The organism is Paracoccus sp. S-4012, assembly GCF_009674885.1.
Lineage (GTDB): Bacteria > Pseudomonadota > Alphaproteobacteria > Rhodobacterales > Rhodobacteraceae > Paracoccus.
On record NZ_WKKA01000024.1, the window covers coordinates 13,561 to 30,516 of the forward strand.

Genomic DNA, 16,956 nt, shown 5'->3' on the forward strand with positions numbered 1-16,956 from the left:
AGGCTGGCGCGCTGCCGCGGCAGCCTTCTCGATGACGCCCCGCTCGGTGGCGGTAACGTTCAGGACCCCCCACTTCCGGCGCTTCTGCTCTGGGATCTTGCTCGGCCGGGCCATCTGATTCACGCTCCACGCCGGTGCGGAACTGCCCGGCCCCGAAAGGCTCCGTGGTCTTGGTGAAAAAACCAAACCGCCGGCAGCGACGGCCGCGTGAGTTTTCTGGTGACCGGCTGCGGAGACTTGCTGTCACAGCCCACCGGAGACGCCCCGGAGCATCTTCCGGAGCTACTCCGTCATCCCTACCGGTGTCTGGGGATCAGGCCGAGCCGGATGCTGTCCCGCCGGGTGGTGTAGGTTCTGGCTGAGGTGGTCACCGGCGATGCTCCGGTAGGGTCTGGTTGCTTACACCAACCCGGACCGGAGATTTCACCGATGACCACCGACATGATGAACCTGCGTGACCTTGTCGAGAAGACGCCCGACGCCGATCTGCTGCGCGAGATGATCGGCTTCGCGGCCGAGCGGCTGATGGAGCTGGAGGTCGGCGCTGCAACGGGCGCGGCTTACGGCGAGAAGGACCCCGCACGCCGCGCGCAGCGCAATGGATATCGCGACCGGGACTGGGAGACGCGGGCCGGGACGGTCGAGCTGCGCATCCCGAAGCTGCGCAAGGGCAGCTATTTCCCCGGCTTCCTCGAACCTCGGCGGATGGCCGAGAAGGCTCTGACCGCCGTGATCCAGGAGGCTTACGTGCAGGGCATCTCGACGCGATCCGTTGACGACCTCGTCAAGGCGATGGGCATGTCGGGCATCTCCAAGAGCCAGGTATCGCGGCTCTGCGAAGAGATCGACGGCAAGGTGAAGGCCTTTCTTACCCGACCGCTGGAGGGTGACTGGCCCTACCTCTGGATCGACGCGACCTACTTGAAGGTCCGGCGTGGCGGCCGGATCGTCTCGGTCGCCGTCATCATCGCCATCGGCGTGAACACGGATGGGCGGCGCGAGGTGCTGGGCCTGGAGATCGGCACCTCCGAGGCCGAGCCGATCTGGACCGAGTTTCTCCGCAAGCTGACGCGGCGCGGCCTGCGCGGCGTGAAGCTGGTGACTTCGGACGCCCACGAGGGCCTCAAGACCGCGGTGTCGAAGGTTCTCTGCGCCACCTGGCAGCGCTGCTGTGTGCATTTCCAGAGGAACATCGCGGCCCACGCCGGCAAGAGCGGCCGACGGGTGGTCTCGGCCTTCATCGCCGCCGCCTTCGCGCAGGACACCGCCGAGGCCGCCAGCGCCCAATGGCGCAGCGTCGCCGACCAGATCCGGCCCAAGGTGCCGAAGCTCGCGACAATCATGGACGAGGCGGAACACGATGTGCTCGCCTACATGGCCTTCCCCAAGGAGCACCGGACGAAGTTGCACAGCACGAACCCAGTCGAGCGCCTGAACGGAGAGATCAAGCGCCGCACCGACGTCGTCGGCATCTTCCCCAATGACGATGCCATCGTCCGCCTGGTCGGCGCGCTGCTGCTGGAACAGAATGACGAGTGGGCCGTCCAGCGTTCTCGCTACATGACGCTGGAAACCATCGGTGCGATGCGGGATGATCCCGTCATCAGCCTGCCCGCGGCGGCATCCTGATCAAGCAGGCCCGCACCGAACATCACGGTGACGATCAGCGCCAGCTACACCACTTCATGGGACAGCATCCTGAGCTCCTGAGCCGAGGGTATCCGGCGAGCGCGCTCATCAGACCACCTCAGCCCGCCAATCGACGAAGGAGCGCGGCGCCGAGCGCCCAGCCGCCACCGGCGCGAGGCTGTGGATTTCGCGGGATCGAGACTGGCGACGCGCGCCTCGCCTGCGCATGTCAGCAGGGGTAGACCGAAGGGAACCGCCGAGTGAACGATGACGATCTGATCTGGGACAGTCTTTCCCGCCAGGAGAAGGAGAGCCTCGGCCGTTTCGGGCTGGCATCGAGGATGCGGAAGTGCCGCGCAAACCAGCGCTCTCGAGAGCGCAAGAGGCGCGCGGGCCTCGTTCGCATGGAGGTCGATGTCCGCCCTGAACACCGGGCGGATGTGCGAGAGCTCGTCGCCCTCTTTTTGGCGGCCCGGACCGCCGGCGCTGCCCTGCAGGTCATGCGGGTGCCGATGCCGGATGGCGGCGGCAGCGCTGTCCTGGAAGGAGCGGCCTACGGCGAGACCGAGTTCCATGACTGGCCGACGGCCAGTGGCGGCCGTGACGAGAGCAGCCCATGCCCTCCAGTGTCCGCGGAGCGTCCGGGACTTCCTTCGGCGAGCCCGGGCTCTCAGGAGGACTTCTTCTCGGATGGCTACTCGACCAGGCTCACCGAGATCATCGCGGAGATCGTCCAGATTGATGGGCCGCTTCCTCTCGAGCTGCTGCGGCGGAGGATCGCCCGGCTTCATGGCTGGCACCGCGCCGGCGGGCTGATCTCGGCTCGCATCAATGCCTGTCTCGGCGCTGCCGAACGCCATGACGAAGCCGGCACCCCTTTCGTGTGGGCGCCGGAAACCTGTGCTTCTCGGACCACCTTCCGGGCAGGGACAGACCGCGACATCCGGGAGATCTCACGACACGAGCTCGCCGACCTCTTCGACCGCAACGCCGCTCCGCTGGCCCATGCGGTCGATCCGGTGCGTGAATGCGCCCGGCTGGCAGGTGTCGGGCGCCTTACGCCGACCATCCGCGAGTATCTCGAAGGATGCCTCGCCTGGTGGCGCGCCAATCCTTCATGATCTCCATCCGGGGCCGACAAAGATCGCCGTTGCTGACGCGCTTCCCCGTGGAAGGACATCGCCAAGGTTCCTCCCGCTTGCGCACGCCCTCATCTTGAAGGTCGAATGGATCGCGACAGGAGGCCAGCCTCGCCTGAGCGGTGATGGTTCAAGTGTGAGCTTGGGCGACCGGATCGTCGCGGGCGCGTCGATAACGTCACCGATTGGCTGACCGGCTGATGGCCGGACCTACGTATTGCGGTTTGCCATATTCTTTTTCGCAACCAACAGGGCTGTCTCCGGGCTCTTCACGCCCCGGAATGGCTATCGGCCGGATGAAAGCAACCGCTCGCAGGGTGCAGGCGGCGCGGCGATAGACCTCTCGAAGGCCCGCAGGGTTGGTAATCCACAGGTTCGGAGCCCGATTACCGGATTTCCGTGAGGCGTTCCAAACCGAATGCCACGTCATCCTCTATACTGGCCAGGACAGCGCCGGGGCCTCTTCCCCACAGCATTGCGACATCATCATCAACCGCCGGGGGAACTCCTCCGCGCGGAACGGAGGAACTCGGCCAGTGGCACGGGGCGGAAATGCACATGTCAGGAGGAGGGCAGCGGACGAGCCGGCGTCGCTGCCCCGGCATGTCTCCGTCAGGTCTGCTCTTGTAGACGAGGCCGCGCCTCCCCATCCTTCCCTCCTGCAGTTGGTCCGGCTTCTGGCACGCGAAGCCGCGCGCGAGCATGTCGCGGCGCAGAAGACGTCGAACGCTCGGGAGGAGTGATCCGTGACAGCAACCATCCGGCTGCGGGCAGCGATCTACGCACGCTACTCGACCGAGCTCCAGCGGGAGGCCTCGATCGAGGACCAGCTGCACGTGTGCCGTCGCCTGATCGCGGACCGTGGCTGGGAGATTGCCGAGGTCTACGCTGACAAGGGCGTGTCCGGCTCGCTCCTGCTCCGCCCAAGCTTCCAGCAACTGCAACAGGACGCCGGCCGCGGGCGCTTCGACGTCGTCGTTTCGGAAGGTCTGGACCGGCTCAGTCGCGACCAGGAGCATATTGCTGCCTTCCACAAGCGCATGACCTTCCTCGGACTGCCGATCGTCACGGTCGCGGAGGGCGAGATCTCTGAGCTGCATATCGGCTTGAAGGGGACCATGTCGGCGCTTTTCCTGAAGGATCTGGCGCAGAAGACCCATCGTGGTCTGGAAGGAAGGGTTCGCGAGGGGAAATCGGCTGGTGGAAAGAGCTACGGATACCGGGTCCGGCGTGAGGTCAGGGCGGACGGCAGTGTCACGACGGGCGAGCGCGAGATCGATCAGCAGCAGGCGACGATCGTCGAGCGCATCTTCCGCGCCTACGCCGCCGGCCAGAGCGCGCGAACCATCGCCGCCGCCCTTAACGCGGAAGGCATTTCCAGCCCCGACAGCGGCAAGGGCGACGGAACATGGGGTCCCTCAACGATCTCCGGGAACTGGAAACGCGGCACCGGGATCCTGAACAACGAGCTCTATATCGGACGACTGGTCTGGAACCGGCAGACCTTCGTCAAGGATCCGGCTACCCAGAAGCGGCAGGCCCGGCTCAACCCAGCTTCGGCATGGCTGACCGAAGACGTGCCTCACCTTCGGATCATCGACGAGGACCTCTGGCAGGAGGTGAAGGTCCGCCAAGGCGCAATCCGTGCCGAGATCAACCCTGCCGGCGTGCTCGGCGGTCCGAACCGGCCGGAGCGCGCCCGCCGGCCGAACTACCTGTTTTCCGGTTTGGTGACGTGCGGCTGCTGCGGCGCGAGTTACACGCTCATCAACAAGACCCGCTACGGCTGCGCCGGCATGCGCAACAAGGGTAAGGCCTTCTGCACGAACGGCGCGACGATCCGCCGTGAGGAAGTTGAGACCCGCGTTCTCTCTGGTCTCAAGGAGCGTCTGCTGCACCCGGATCTCATCGCCGCCTTCGTTGAGGAATACCGTCGAGCCTTCAATGAAGCGGCGGCCGATGCTTCCAAGGATCGAGACACGCAAACGCGTGAGCTCGCCCAGGTCGAGAAGAAGATCGCAGCCATGCTCTCGGCGATCGAGGACGGCATGTATCACTCCTCGATGAAGGCGAAGATGGCCGGGCTCGAAGATGAGAAGACAAGGTTGACGCGCGCGCTCGAAGAGGCGCCGGAGCCCCCTGCCCTTCGGCTGCACCCGAGTCTGAGCGAGCTCTATCGCGAGCGCATCGAGGATCTGGCGGCGTCGCTGCAGGATCCCGGCCTCCGGCTGGAAGCATCCGAGGCGCTGCGCGGGCTCATCTCCGAAATCCGGATGCTGCCCGACGAGGATGAACCCGGCGGACACCGGATCGAGATCTCGGGCGCGCTCGCGGGCATCCTCGCGCTGGGCGAGCCGGACGGCAGAAAGCCCCGGCTAGCGGCCGGGGCTGGTGCGTGGTCGGGAACGGTGGTTGCGGGGACAGGATTTGAACACTGTTTGGCGATCGCGCGAGCACGGCGGCCCAGACTAACGTCTTGAAAACCGCGGCTGGCGCTTCTCCAGCAAGGCTGAGACTGCCTCGCGCTGATCGGCGCTCGACTGGACAATGGCCTGACAGGCGGCGGCCAGCTAGCAGGTCGCTGAACACCATGGACGTCCGATGCCTGTTTTCGGTTTCATGCTGCCAGCAGCCGAGGTAGTCGGGCCAGGTCGTTGGCGGCAACGTACCATGCAGCTCAATGCTGCGCGGGCACAACTGGCCGAGTTCGGGATCGTCATCGCGCTGGCACCGCGCAATACCCTGAACGCCCTGCAGCGCCTGGACGAAGACGAGGCGTTGGCCCGACTGCCCGAGCTGCTGCGCTCGACCCTCCAGGTATTCGCCGCCCAGTTGGGAAGCCTCGGACGGGGGATCCGAGCACTGGAGCGCAAGCTGATCGCCTGGCACCGGGCCGACGAAGCCAGCCAAAGGCTGGAAACCATCCCGAGCATGGGCGTCCTCACCGTGACCGCCTCGCCGCCAGCATCGAGAACCCGGCGGCATTTCGCTCTGGCCGGGATCTCGCAGCCTTTCCTAGGGCTGGTGCCGCGCCAGAACTCCACGGGCGGCAAGCCACGGCTGGGATCGATCTCGCGCATGGGCAACGGCTATCTTAGGCGCCTGCTGGTCGTCGGGGCGACCTCGGTCGTGCGGCGCGGGCGCGCAACGACACCGCGACAGGACCCTGGCTCCGCGCACTCCTTGCCCGCAAGCCGGCAGGGCTGGTCGCCGTCGTCGCCGCCAACAAGACCGCACGGATCGCGTGGGCGCTCATGCACCGCGGCGGAACTTATCAGGGCCACTTCAGGGCCTGACCCGATCCGGCCGGGGTAACCCGGCCGGTGTGATGCAGGGACCGAAGACAGGATGAGGATCGAACGGTAACCGCGGCCAGGCGCACCCCGGGGTAGTGTCCGGACTTCGAATCCGCTCCTCTGATCGGGAGCCCGGCACGCGGACATCATCAGGGCCAGCGGCCAGCGTGCCGCGCCGACAGGCCGGACAAATGACCGTACCCGCGTCGATCAACTCAGCCCTGTAAACACCCTTGCGTCACAGGAGCCGTCCACACCTGACACCACCCAAACGCCGGTATCGCAAGGCTACCGGAGCTGGGAGTGTGAGGGCCGAAACGGCAGCTCGCTGCGCTTTTGCTGTGGCGCAGCGGCCGCTTCGACGCCAAGGCCCTAACCGCGTGACCCAGGCAGGCGGTGCCGATGGCGGGCGGCAGCTTGCGCGACCCGCGTTTCACCTTATGTTCCGGGCTTCCGGCATGTTGCTGCGGCGGCGGCCCCACATTTCGCGCAAGGCAAGTGCAGGTGAAGCAGCGGACCCTCGAGACCCTTTACGGGCTGATGCACGTGCCAGACTGGTCCGACGATCTCATCCTCCGTTCGCTGCGGCAGCTCGGCGAATGGTGTGCCGCCGAGGCGATTCTTGCCGGGGCGCTGCTCGAACCCGGCGATACGCTGTGGGATGCCGGCGCGTTTCTGGGAACCTTCGCGCTCGGCGTGGCGCGGCAGACGACCCCCGGCCAAGTCGTGGCAATCGAGGCCAATCCTGACGTGACCGGCGCGCTGGAACGCAACCTCGGGCTTCTGCCCTGCCCCGCGCGGCTGGCGCCCTGCGGTGTGGGCGCGCGCGGCGGGTGGCTGGGCCCGGCGCTGGAGGACCCGCAGAACCACGGCGCGACGCGCTACAGCCACGCCGAGACGCGCCCCGAAGAGGGGCCGGCCATCCCCTGCCGCACCCTGGCGGACCTAAGGGCCGAGTTCGGGCCCTACGACATGCTGAAGCTGGACCTCGAGGGGATGGAGCTCGACGCCCTCCGGGGTGATCTGTGGTATCTGCGGGACCGTCATCCGCTGATCTGGGCCGAGTGCAACGAGTCGCCAGAAAGCCTCAGCCTATTGGGCGGGCTGAAATGGCTCGAATACGACGTCCTCTATGTGGCGTTTCCGGCCTTCCGCAAGACGAACCACCGTGGGACCGAGGAGCTGATCTATCCGATGGCCTACGAGGCGGCGCTGGTGGCCGGCCCGGCGGAGCGTCTCGCGGGGCTGGCCACGCGGGCGGCGGCCCTAGTGCCGGGCGAGGACATCATCTGCCGCCCGATCGCGACCTCATTCGACCTGCGCCGCGCCCTGTTCGACACGCCGCGCTGGGCGCGGCCGGACTGGACGGGGCTCAGCCGGGCGGAACTGATCGCGCGGCTGGGGAGGATGGAGAAGGGGGTGGCGTTGCGGGAGTTCTTGAAGGACAACTGAACTAAGTGCGGTGCAGGAGTCGCCGCCGAAGGTCCTGCCGAAAGCGGGCGGAATACTCCTGGTTCAACGCACCGCCTTGCTTCTTCAGCCGGGTGCGCTCCGGTACCCCTTCCGGCACCGGAACTCCGAAGAGGCCGCAGCATTCAGAGACGACCTCAAATGGCTTTGAAACAACTTCATCGTACTCGAACGTTCTTGCGTCGATCTCTAGCAAGTCAATCAGGATCCGTCGCTTGATGACGTCCCCGGTAAAGTGGGTAAAATACTTCTCGATCTCATCAAAGCGATACACCGGGTCTCCCGTCGGCGGAACGTCGCTTGACCAACTCTCCGTTTGACTTGCGATACTCATTGACACTGCTTGACTTACGACATCTCGCCGCTCGATGTTGATGATTTTAGCGCCGGAAAACATTGACAATATGTTCCACCGAAGCAACATAGCCAATTGCCCGAGCGAACATTTAGTGCCAAAAATGCCGTGCCGCATGTTATGAGCGGCTATTGCCCTAACGTACTGAGGGAAAGACTTGACCCCATGCCGCCTAGACACATCCTCAACGTTTTCATAATTCAAGGTTTCCTGCAACCCGGAAAAACGACCGGAGGCCAGCAGGTGCTCAGCTAAGAGGTTAGAGCCCGACCGATTTGCAAACAGAAGCAACGCAATCGGCTGCTGAAAAATAGGTTCTTCCTGCGCAAAGAAAACATCGCCGCCGTAGAAATCACTTATCTTGACCTCGTGAATCTGCGGCTCCGCAAGCTCATCCACAACAGAACTCATGTTAGAAACCCTCGTGATTTTTCTCGCAACCGTCTAGACAACAAATCTGCTTGAAGTCTCTAGAACGAGGTTGTCAAACTCCAACATACCCGGTCTCTTCCGAGTACCGCACGGGTTCCATGAGAAACACGTTCGGCGGTAGATGTTAGAAAACAAGTATGTTAGCCGCCGCTGCCTATAAATCGAGCAATGAGAGTCGCCCAAAAGACATACCGTTTCGTTGACGGACGCAGCGTCGTTCACGAACTCCTGCCAGGTGTCTCCCAGAGGTGAGGCAAAGGTCTCGTTTCCGGCAACCTGCACAACCCTGCTGTTAGGGAAGTCTGGTCCAGAAGACACCGCCTTGACGGTCCTTCCGTCACCGAACTTGGCTGCAAGGTCGCCAAAGATTGTATGGTCAGCCGTACCAAGGCCAATATCTACCGTGCCACTTGGCACCGCAAGTGCGCTCAGAACGAAGCTTAGCATAGAGACGTAGTTGAAATTCGCCAGGTGACTGTCGCCGTAGGAGAAATCGGAAAGCTTCATGACCTCTCCGAGACCCCCAAACGGCTGCTCAAAAATGAGCTTGACATCAAGTAATGCCAAGCGTGCCCGCAGTTCTGCAATAGCCTCTTCGATCCGAGAAAAGCGATCCTCGTTCAGTATGAACCGGCTAATGACGTGATCTTTCTCCGGAACAAATAGAAGCGCGATACGGGAGTCGGGATTCGAGCGCCGAATGGAACTAACAAGATGCTCCAGACCGGAAAGCTTTCCTCGTGCCGCCTCCGCAGAGAGGTACGGCTTAGTGCACCATTGATTCCGTCCCGAAAATATGACCGGAGCGTTGCCGTACATGATTGCAACCCGGTCCAGCGAGATATAGCTCTCCGGAACGAACCGGGCATCATCCTGATCGCTGCCAACTATCGGCCAAGTGGATATATAATGTGCCAAGGCAGCTTGCTCGGGAGCCGAGTAATCTAGGCTACCATGAAACTTGCGCAAGCCACCGACCGTGTTCAACCTGAAAAAGGCTGGCCATATTTCCGGCTCCATATCGAATTTCAAGTCTATTCCCCCGCTGCCTCGAGCCCGAGTTACATGTCAGACAGGCACGAACCCGCGGTTTCGGTCAGCGTCTCTCATGAGTTCAGTGTTAGCCCCAACCCACTCATGCAACGAACCCTCCCCGGTCCGCAACGGCTCGGAAAACGCCTTCTGCAGGTCCGGCCGCTCGCGATACAGCTCCCGCACGGCCTTGGGGATCGTCTCCCCGTTGTCGAAGGTGCCATAGTGCCACCAGCCCTTCGGGATCTCTGGCGCGCTGGCCGAGAGCACCTGCTGGCGGTACCACCACCACAATTCGTAGACCTCGATGTTGTCCTTGGCGTAGCGCTGGGTCATCACGTCGCCTACCGCGCCAAGCTTTGTGAAGTGATAGAACCGCAGCGGACGGCCGTTGATCAGCGCCGTGCCGGCCTCGTCATAGGACATCCGGCGCTGGCTCAGGTTCCAGCTGGCGACGTTGTAGCCGGGGTCGCGGAGGACCTTCACATCGTCGAAATAGCAGGGCACGAAGTTGCACCATTTCTGGTCGACGAATACGCCGATATCCAGCCGGTCGTGACACCAGTCGCGCAGCCGGTCGTCCCACCACTGGGCAAACCGCCGCCCTTCGGCATCATTCGCCATCGCCACGAAACCGAGGTTGAACATGCCGTATTGCAGCGAGGCGATTTCGTTGTCCTGGATCGCCCGCCGCTCGCTGCGCGGCTCGGGATCGACCTGGTGCGGCGTCAGCACGATGGAATGCGTGTCGAGCAGATCGACCACTTCGTCCATCGGATTGATAACAGCGATGTCCGGGTCGAAGTAGAACAGCTTGCGGCAATCCGGCCGGTTCAGGATCTCGACCGAGGCCCGGCCCTTCACCGCGGTGCAGGCCTCGACGATGTCGTGCCCGAACAGCCAGGCCTCGGTCTCGTCGCCGAAGAGGTCTTCGGCGGTCAGCAGGCGATCAAAATCTTCCTGCGCGAGGTCCAGGGCGAAGCCCTCGGGCTCCTTGTCGGTCAGGACAGCCCAGAGAACCCAGTCGGGATGCTGCTCCTTGAGCGTCCGCGCAAGCACCCGCGCGCGATTGAGGTAGCTGTAGGAAAAGCTCGTGAACGCGTGGATCGTCATTCCCCCGCCTCCTGCGCCAGCACCGCCATGGTCATCGCGCTGCGCGAGAGCCGCCCCCGCTCCCTGCGCCGCCGCGCGCGCAGCTCTGCCGCCATCGTCTGGGCCCGGCCGTCGCGGAAGAACGCCTCCAGGTCCGCCTCGTCGGCCAGCACCGCGCCACGCCCAAGGCGCTGCACGGTTGCCGCGACGTTGCCGCTGATCGGCGAGGTGAGCACATAGGCCCCGGCGGCGATGGCTTCATGCGTCGAGAAGGAAAAGGTCTCGGCCCAGCTCGCCCAGTGCAGCACGAAATCAACCTGACGCTCCGCAAGGGCGCGGACCATTGCGTCGGGATCGTCGGCCGTCACATGAACCGGAATGGTCTCGACCGCATCCGTTGGAATGTCGGTGGTGCCGAAATACACGAAGTCGAGCGGCGACTCCTTGCCCCGGAAGGTGCGAACGATGTGCTCGAAGGCCGGCCAGCCCTTGTGCGGCGCCGGGTAGCCGACGAAGGCCACGCTGATCTTCCGCTCCTCCTCAGGCGCGCGCTCCACCGCCTGCCAGTCGATCTCCGCATGCGGCAGGACCGAAAGGCTCGCGGCCGACGGTCCGCCATACGTGGACCAGAAATCGGCCGCAAACTGCGAGGGAGCGAGAACATGCACCTCGAGCCTGTCGAAGAACGCAGTCATTCGAGCCAGGTGGTCAACGCGCTCGGCACCGTAGAGGCACAGCCTGCAGGCGTTCGAGGTGCTCGGGGGCGCGCCGCAAAAGCTAACGTTATTTCGCTGCAGCACATAGTTGGGGCACAGCGCGAAGAAATCGTGGGCCCAGAAATAACAGCTGGCCTTTCCGGTAGCCTGCACCAATTCTGCAATCTGTTCGGGACTGTGGCCCAGCAGGCTGTGAATCACGACCTCAACAGATCCGGTCTCCGACAGCATTCGGATTGCAGAGATGACCGCGCTCATAGCCGCCGCGCCGAGCGCCTCTCCCTGCAGCAGCAATCCGACCGGCACATCCGGGGATTCCGAATGATGCGCAAGGCGCGGCAGCGGCTGGTGCGGGTACAGGTTGAGGTAGGTAAAGCCGTGTTCGGCCGCGATCTCCTCCTCGTGCTGAATGCAGTATTGGACCCCGCCCGGCACCTGCCGATAGTTGTCGTGGCCGACGGAAATCACCAGCTTCCCGATCCCACGCGGCCGGGCGCCGGCGATCAGATCGAACAGATCATCCGCCCTCATCAACGAGCCCGGTTCGTCGCGCGTTCCCCACGCCCGGACGCGTTCCTCCAGCGGTTGAGTCGCGATCAACGCCTCGGCGCGGTAGCCGCCGGGATGTCGGGGCGCGCGTCCCTCGGCCTTCCCTGCGACGACGTAGTGCCAGAACGGGTTGAGATTGGCCTCGCGGACATCTGGGTTGGATTCCAGATAGTAGGAGACCGAGAAAGCGGCGGACGGGTCGCGCCCATCGTGCCAGCCAAAGCGCACGAAGTGGTACAGGGGATCGATGCCGCTCTCGGCAACGTCGGAGTTGTGTCGCAGGTAATACTCCGCATCAAAGGACGCGGCGATAACCGCCGCCTCTTCGCGGAGGCGACGGTCATCGGCGCCGTCATCTTGCGTGCCGTCAGCGCTTGGATCACGCGCTGACCGACCCTCGTCCTTGCCGACGACTATATAGTGCCAGAAAGGATTGATCCCGGCATTGCGGACATCCGGGTTCTCGTCGAGATAATATGAAACAGAGAACGATGCGCTAGGATCGCGCCCTTCAATCCAGCCGGTTCGGCAGAAGTGCAGAAGCGGATCGACCTTCGCTTGCGCGATGTCAGAATTTTGCTGCAAGTAATACGACGGATCGAAGAGGTCCCGGATCGTCTCGGCTTCGTGCAGGATGCGTTCGGAGAGATCGAGGTCAGCCTTCCTGCCGGTTGCCGCATCCCCGGAGTGATCGGACCTGCGCTGAGTGGTCTCCCCGATCAGGTAGTGCCAGAACGGATTGATCCCCGCGCTTCGCACATCGCGGTTCCGTTCTAGGTATTGAGAAACAGAAAACGAAGCGTTGGGGTCCCGGCCCTCGCGCCATCCGTACCTCAAGAAGTGCTGCAATGGCTCAACGCCTGCTTCTACAACATCCGGATTGTTTCGACGGTAGAATGATGCGTCGAAATGCGGGGCGATCACTTCGGCCAAAGCCGCCTCTCCCTGAACAGAATCGATCCCGGCTTCGCTCTTTCCCTTGCGTCCCTCTCGACGCGACGTGCGCCTGAACAAACGTATGAAATCGTTCAACCTGCGTACCTTTCAAACCGCCCATGCTCTCAACGCACGTTCACTCGACGTTGAGATAGCTCCGGCTGCCGATCACCGGCGGGTGATGCCGCACCGGGTCGGCACAGTCAATGATCCGGAACCACCTTCCTGGAACGCTCATCACGCCCCCCTAGCACCAGAAAGGGCAGCTCGCCAACGCTGACGACACAGAGCGCTAAAGCGCTCATTAGTTTCGTTTCTCTGGCGCGCTATCCTAGGGGCGTGAGGCATCCAGTCACCGAGGTCGACGTCAAGTTCAGCGGCCAATCGCCTCACCTCGCGGGCGGGGTCGTCCTGAAGCTGCTCATAGACTACGACATGCCGCTGGATGCCGAGTACCTGCGAGATCATGTCGATTGCGGCATTCGACCTCACGATGTCCATGAGGATACCCTCGATACCGCCAATGTCGAATCTTGGTTCGATACCCGTGCGCTTGTGCGCGCTGGTCCATTCGTTCGTCTGATGCGCAATCCAGTGGGACACTGCCTGCCCAAGGAGGTCGCGCCGAACGGTGTGTACCATCAGGACTCGGGAAAACATCGACAGGATGTTGGCGCGCTTCAGCAGGGCGATCTGCGCCCATGACGCCTTGATTCCCCAGTAGCCTGGCTCCTCCGGCGCCCCCGCCACTCTGGCAATGTAGTCGGGAAAAGTTGTATCTGGATTCGCGGCGAGGTTGCGCTCTATCTCGTCGGCATTCAGACCTTCGCCGAAGCCGCGGAACCGGCCCGACTGGCGAAGGTAATCCGCAAGCAGATTCGAACCTGAACGATTGGTGAACGCAAGAATGACGAGCGGCTTCTTGAATCGCGGCTCTGCCGCAGTCCACTCGAACCCATCGTCGAAAATCACGCGAATGCGGCGCTCGTGCTCGCCCTCCTCGGACAGCATGTCAGTCAACGGCATCATCTTCCGGCCCTTAATTCACACGTTTTAGACGCCTGTAGTATTCATAAATGGCGGCCGGATCGTTTGCAACGATGTGGCCGTTCGGCGCAGCTTTCACCGCTTCGCCCTGAGCCCCCAAATCGAATGCCATGACCGGCAGACCGGTCGCGAGCATCTCATGCGTGCTGAACGAAAATGTCTCGGGCCAGACGGAGGGCATCAGCCATGCGGTAACGCTGTGTCTTGCCAATGTCGATGCAAGATCGGACAGATCATATTGTCCGGTGACCTTGACCGAACGAGGCAAGGGGTAGCGGTGATCGAACTTTCCGATCACAACAAGCTGCGGTCCATCCGGCAGGCGATCCAGATAGCATGCCAGATCCGAGACGACCTGCGCGCCCTTCGGACCGCCAATGGCCCCGAGAACGCCGATGACACCAGGCCCGCCAGAATGACCCGAAGGCAATTGCGGCAGGTTGGCTGCCACACGATGCGGATGACAGACGATTCGGTCCTTCGCTTCGGGCCAAACGGTGGCAACGATCTCTGCGCTGCTTCTTGAAAACACCGTCAACTCATCCGCGGCGCGGATCGCCCTGCCCCAGAATGAGCGCCATTCGGATAGCAGCACCTCTCTGCTGCCGTCGGCAATCCGGTGCGCCGGATCGCTCGAGTCTACGGGAGGAATTCCCGCAAAGCCGCCGTCAGCGTTCAGAAGATTCAGTGATGGGCTGACGGGGAAGTAATCGTGAAACAGAACTGTCAAGGCGGAGCCTTCTCCTCCGGCCAGATCCAGAAGTAGCCCGGGCAATTCCCAAGGCCGATCATCGCCGACACCGCAGGAATACACGATCCTCCGTCGTGGCATGCGGCGGATCATGTTGATGACGAGCGCAATGTCGTCAGTCTCGCCAGCGAGGATGCCTCCATCTCCGTGCAGCTCAATCCTGAATCGCTGCTGTCCGCCGACCCGGAGGACGACTGTGCGCTTTCCTTGCTCAGCCCGCTCCTCGATCCGTGAGGACAGCCATATATCGGCGCCGCCCCCGAGGGAATGGCCCAGATAGACATGCAGCGGCTCCGCGTCCTCCGCGGCGGCGCGAGCGAGGGCCAGGGTCAGCCGCGCGGTCAGCAGGGGGTCTGCGGCGATGAAGTCGCGCACCGCTTCGTCGAAGTCGGGGTATCTTGCGCTGATGATCCGCGCCGAGGCCTCGAGGGCAGTGGCCTTTGCCTGGTTGCCGAAGGACTGCCCGCCACGATGTTCCACGAACAGGTTGCCAATTCCGAGGTGGACCATCCCGGCCGCGGCGGTCTTGCGGCACCAATCGACCTCTTCGCCGTATCCGCGTCCGAAGACGGAATCGAACCTCGGAGCCAGCTGCAGCGCCTTGCGGCTCATCGCCATGCAGTAACCGACGCCGGTGGGAAGCACGGCGTGTGCGTTGCAGGAAAGATCTCGCGCCGCGGCATCGATGCTGTAGCCCACGCCCGCGGCCAGTGTCACACGTCCCGCTAACCAGGGAACCGACATGATCGTAGCGTCGTTCGACATGGGCGTCACACTCGCCACCTCGTCGCGAGCCACCAGAGGCGCAAGCAGCCGCGACGCCCATCCCGGAGGCACGAACGCGTCGCTGTTGAGGAGAACCACTGGCCCGTCGCGATCTTCCGCAGCGGCAAGGCCGAGGTTAACGCTGCGGACGAAGCCAAGGTTCTCGTCGTTGATCAGCAACGTCACCCGGCCGGGTCGCTGGCCCGCCCATTCGGTGAGCCAGGGACGCACCCGCGCATCACGCGAGGCGTCGTCGATCAGGACGAGGTGCCACTCCACGTCGGTGTGACACTCCACCCGCTCGACGGCCTCTGTCATCAGGCAGAAGGCATCGTGGACCGGCATGATGATGGTCATTGCAGGAAGCTCGCGCGCCGGAGCCGTGGCCGTGTAGAGATGGCGGCAGTCGAGCACGAGGCTGGTGCTTGCTTCCCCCGCTAATCCCATCAGTGTTCGCAGCCGCTCGACCCCGTCCGGGTTCCGGCCGCCGAGCACATACCGCAGCGCGGCCGGGGCGGCAATCACCGAGTCCCACAGGAACGCAAGCTGTGAACGCCGCCTGCGAGACCTGATCATGCGCGGGGTCGGCAGGGGCAAGGGCCAGGGGCCGCTGCCACTCAGGTCCTCGGCGATCAGCCGTGCAGGACCTCCCCGCCAGGGCAGCGTCACATCGAAGCCGACCCGCGCATGCTGATTGTTCGTGGCGATGATGCGTGATCCGAGGGAAAGCACGACGTCACCGCGATGAACCCGTCGCGGGACGGAATAGCGCGCGTCATCCATCTGGACGGTAAATCGATGCGACAATGTCCAGCCCCGAAGCCGCAGAACTCCACGTCGAAACACGCATTCCTCGATGAAGCCCACGCAATCATCGCCGCTGCCGAGGGGCATATCGGAGAAGCGGTATGCCACGTGTCGGTCGAGGTAGCGGCGCCGCAGGCGCAGAAAATCGTTCAGCACCCTCATGGAGATCAATGCTCGACTGAAAACGCGAGCCTAGAGAGCTCAGGATGAAGCGCAGACGTCAGTTTCATGTTGCGACCGGCCCCGATGGCTGCATGCGGCGAGTGGTGGAGGAGCCGACCGCAGTCCCGCAACGCCGTATCATCGCAATCCGCCTCAGACGCCGGCAAGTCGGATCTGCTTATTGCTTTGCATCTGTATCGATTAGCAGCCGTGCATCACTTAGGCAAGTGGTAGCGTCCGAGGACGTGGTGGACTTTCGCGCCGCGCTTGGGGTGTAACCGGGGCGGCCATCGAGGGCGTCGGTTTATGGTGGAGTTGCGAGCTTCAACCTGCTGTGACCCCTGACCTTCATCCACCTGAGACCAGAGCCGCCGGGTGACATTTGCCCGCTTGCGCGGAGGGAGCCATGGGTGATCGGCGGAACGTTTCCATCGCGTGTAGCCGATCGCCCGTTGCGGCGAACTGGGCGGCGAAGGCTGCGGGGGTCTCGTAGCCGAGTGCCGAATGGGGCCGGGCCGCGTTATAGTCGGCCACCCAGCTGGCGACGATGCGGCGGGCCTGATCGAGGCCGAAGAACAGCGTCTCAAGAGCTCGTCCCGCATCTTCGAGTTGAACGCCTCGCAGATGCCGTTCTGCATGGGCTTGCCGGGGCGATGAATTGCCAGGACACGGCGGCCTCCTCGCACCAGGCCAGCATGGCGTTCGAGGTGAACTCGGTGCCGTGATCGCTGACGATCAGGCCGGGCTTGCCGCGCCGGGCGATCAGGGCCGTCAGCTC

Annotated in this window: 11 protein-coding genes and 2 pseudogenes; 5 read left to right on the plus strand and 8 right to left on the minus strand. The window is 63.5% G+C overall.

What is annotated here, in order from left to right:
- Positions 1-429 precede the first annotated feature (429 nt).
- The 5 genes from GI374_RS17595 to GI374_RS17615 all read left to right on the plus strand — a co-directional run bounded on the left by GI374_RS17595 (position 430) and on the right by GI374_RS17615 (position 7,516).
- Positions 430-1,629 carry an IS256 family transposase gene (locus GI374_RS17595; RefSeq protein ID WP_154338333.1) on the plus strand — a complete coding sequence of 400 codons (1,200 nt, stop codon included), beginning with the start codon at positions 430-432 and terminating at the stop codon, positions 1,627-1,629.
- 260 nt (positions 1,630-1,889) lie between these two features.
- Positions 1,890-2,750, plus strand: a complete 861-nt coding sequence (locus GI374_RS17600; protein WP_154338334.1) for a DUF3320 domain-containing protein — start codon at positions 1,890-1,892, stop codon at positions 2,748-2,750.
- A gap of 764 nt (positions 2,751-3,514) precedes the next feature.
- Entirely contained in the window at positions 3,515-5,248 is a 1,734-nt protein-coding gene (locus GI374_RS17605) for a recombinase family protein (protein ID WP_370515454.1), read from the plus strand.
- A 190-nt stretch (positions 5,249-5,438) separates the two neighbouring features.
- Positions 5,439-6,083, plus strand: a complete 645-nt coding sequence (locus GI374_RS17610; protein ID WP_195759978.1) for a transposase — start codon at positions 5,439-5,441, stop codon at positions 6,081-6,083.
- A 485-nt stretch (positions 6,084-6,568) separates the two neighbouring features.
- Positions 6,569-7,516: an FkbM family methyltransferase gene (locus GI374_RS17615; protein WP_195759979.1), complete on the plus strand. Its 948-nt coding sequence runs from the start codon at positions 6,569-6,571 to the stop codon at positions 7,514-7,516.
- Position 7,517: 1 nt separating this feature from the next.
- Here the strand turns inward: GI374_RS17615 and GI374_RS17620 are convergent, their stop codons facing one another.
- The 8 genes and pseudogenes from GI374_RS17620 to GI374_RS19950 all read right to left on the minus strand — a co-directional run.
- On the minus strand, positions 7,518-8,300 hold the full coding sequence (locus tag GI374_RS17620) for a Stf0 family sulfotransferase (protein WP_154338337.1): 783 nt from the start codon (positions 8,298-8,300) through the stop codon (positions 7,518-7,520).
- 33 nt (positions 8,301-8,333) lie between these two features.
- Positions 8,334-9,353, minus strand: coding sequence for a hypothetical protein (locus tag GI374_RS17625; RefSeq protein ID WP_154338338.1), 1,020 nt, complete (start codon positions 9,351-9,353; stop codon positions 8,334-8,336).
- 36 nt (positions 9,354-9,389) lie between these two features.
- The gene (locus GI374_RS17630) at positions 9,390-10,466 is read right to left on the minus strand and encodes a hypothetical protein (RefSeq protein WP_154338339.1); all 1,077 of its coding nucleotides are present in this window, start codon (positions 10,464-10,466) and stop codon (positions 9,390-9,392) included.
- Positions 10,463-12,742: a hypothetical protein gene (locus GI374_RS17635; protein WP_154338340.1), complete on the minus strand. Its 2,280-nt coding sequence runs from the start codon at positions 12,740-12,742 to the stop codon at positions 10,463-10,465. The genes GI374_RS17630 and GI374_RS17635 overlap by 4 nt, the downstream gene beginning before the upstream one ends.
- Positions 12,743-12,883: 141 nt before the next feature.
- Positions 12,884-13,657: a Stf0 family sulfotransferase gene (locus tag GI374_RS17640; RefSeq protein WP_229583523.1), complete on the minus strand. Its 774-nt coding sequence runs from the start codon at positions 13,655-13,657 to the stop codon at positions 12,884-12,886.
- A 28-nt stretch (positions 13,658-13,685) separates the two neighbouring features.
- Positions 13,686-16,178, minus strand: a complete 2,493-nt coding sequence (locus GI374_RS17645) for a glycosyltransferase (protein WP_154338342.1) — start codon at positions 16,176-16,178, stop codon at positions 13,686-13,688.
- A gap of 348 nt (positions 16,179-16,526) precedes the next feature.
- Positions 16,527-16,816, minus strand: a pseudogene (locus GI374_RS17650) (transposase).
- Positions 16,762-16,956 (minus strand): annotated as a pseudogene (locus GI374_RS19950) (DDE-type integrase/transposase/recombinase); the annotation flags it as partial. The pseudogenes GI374_RS17650 and GI374_RS19950, both read right to left, overlap by 55 nt.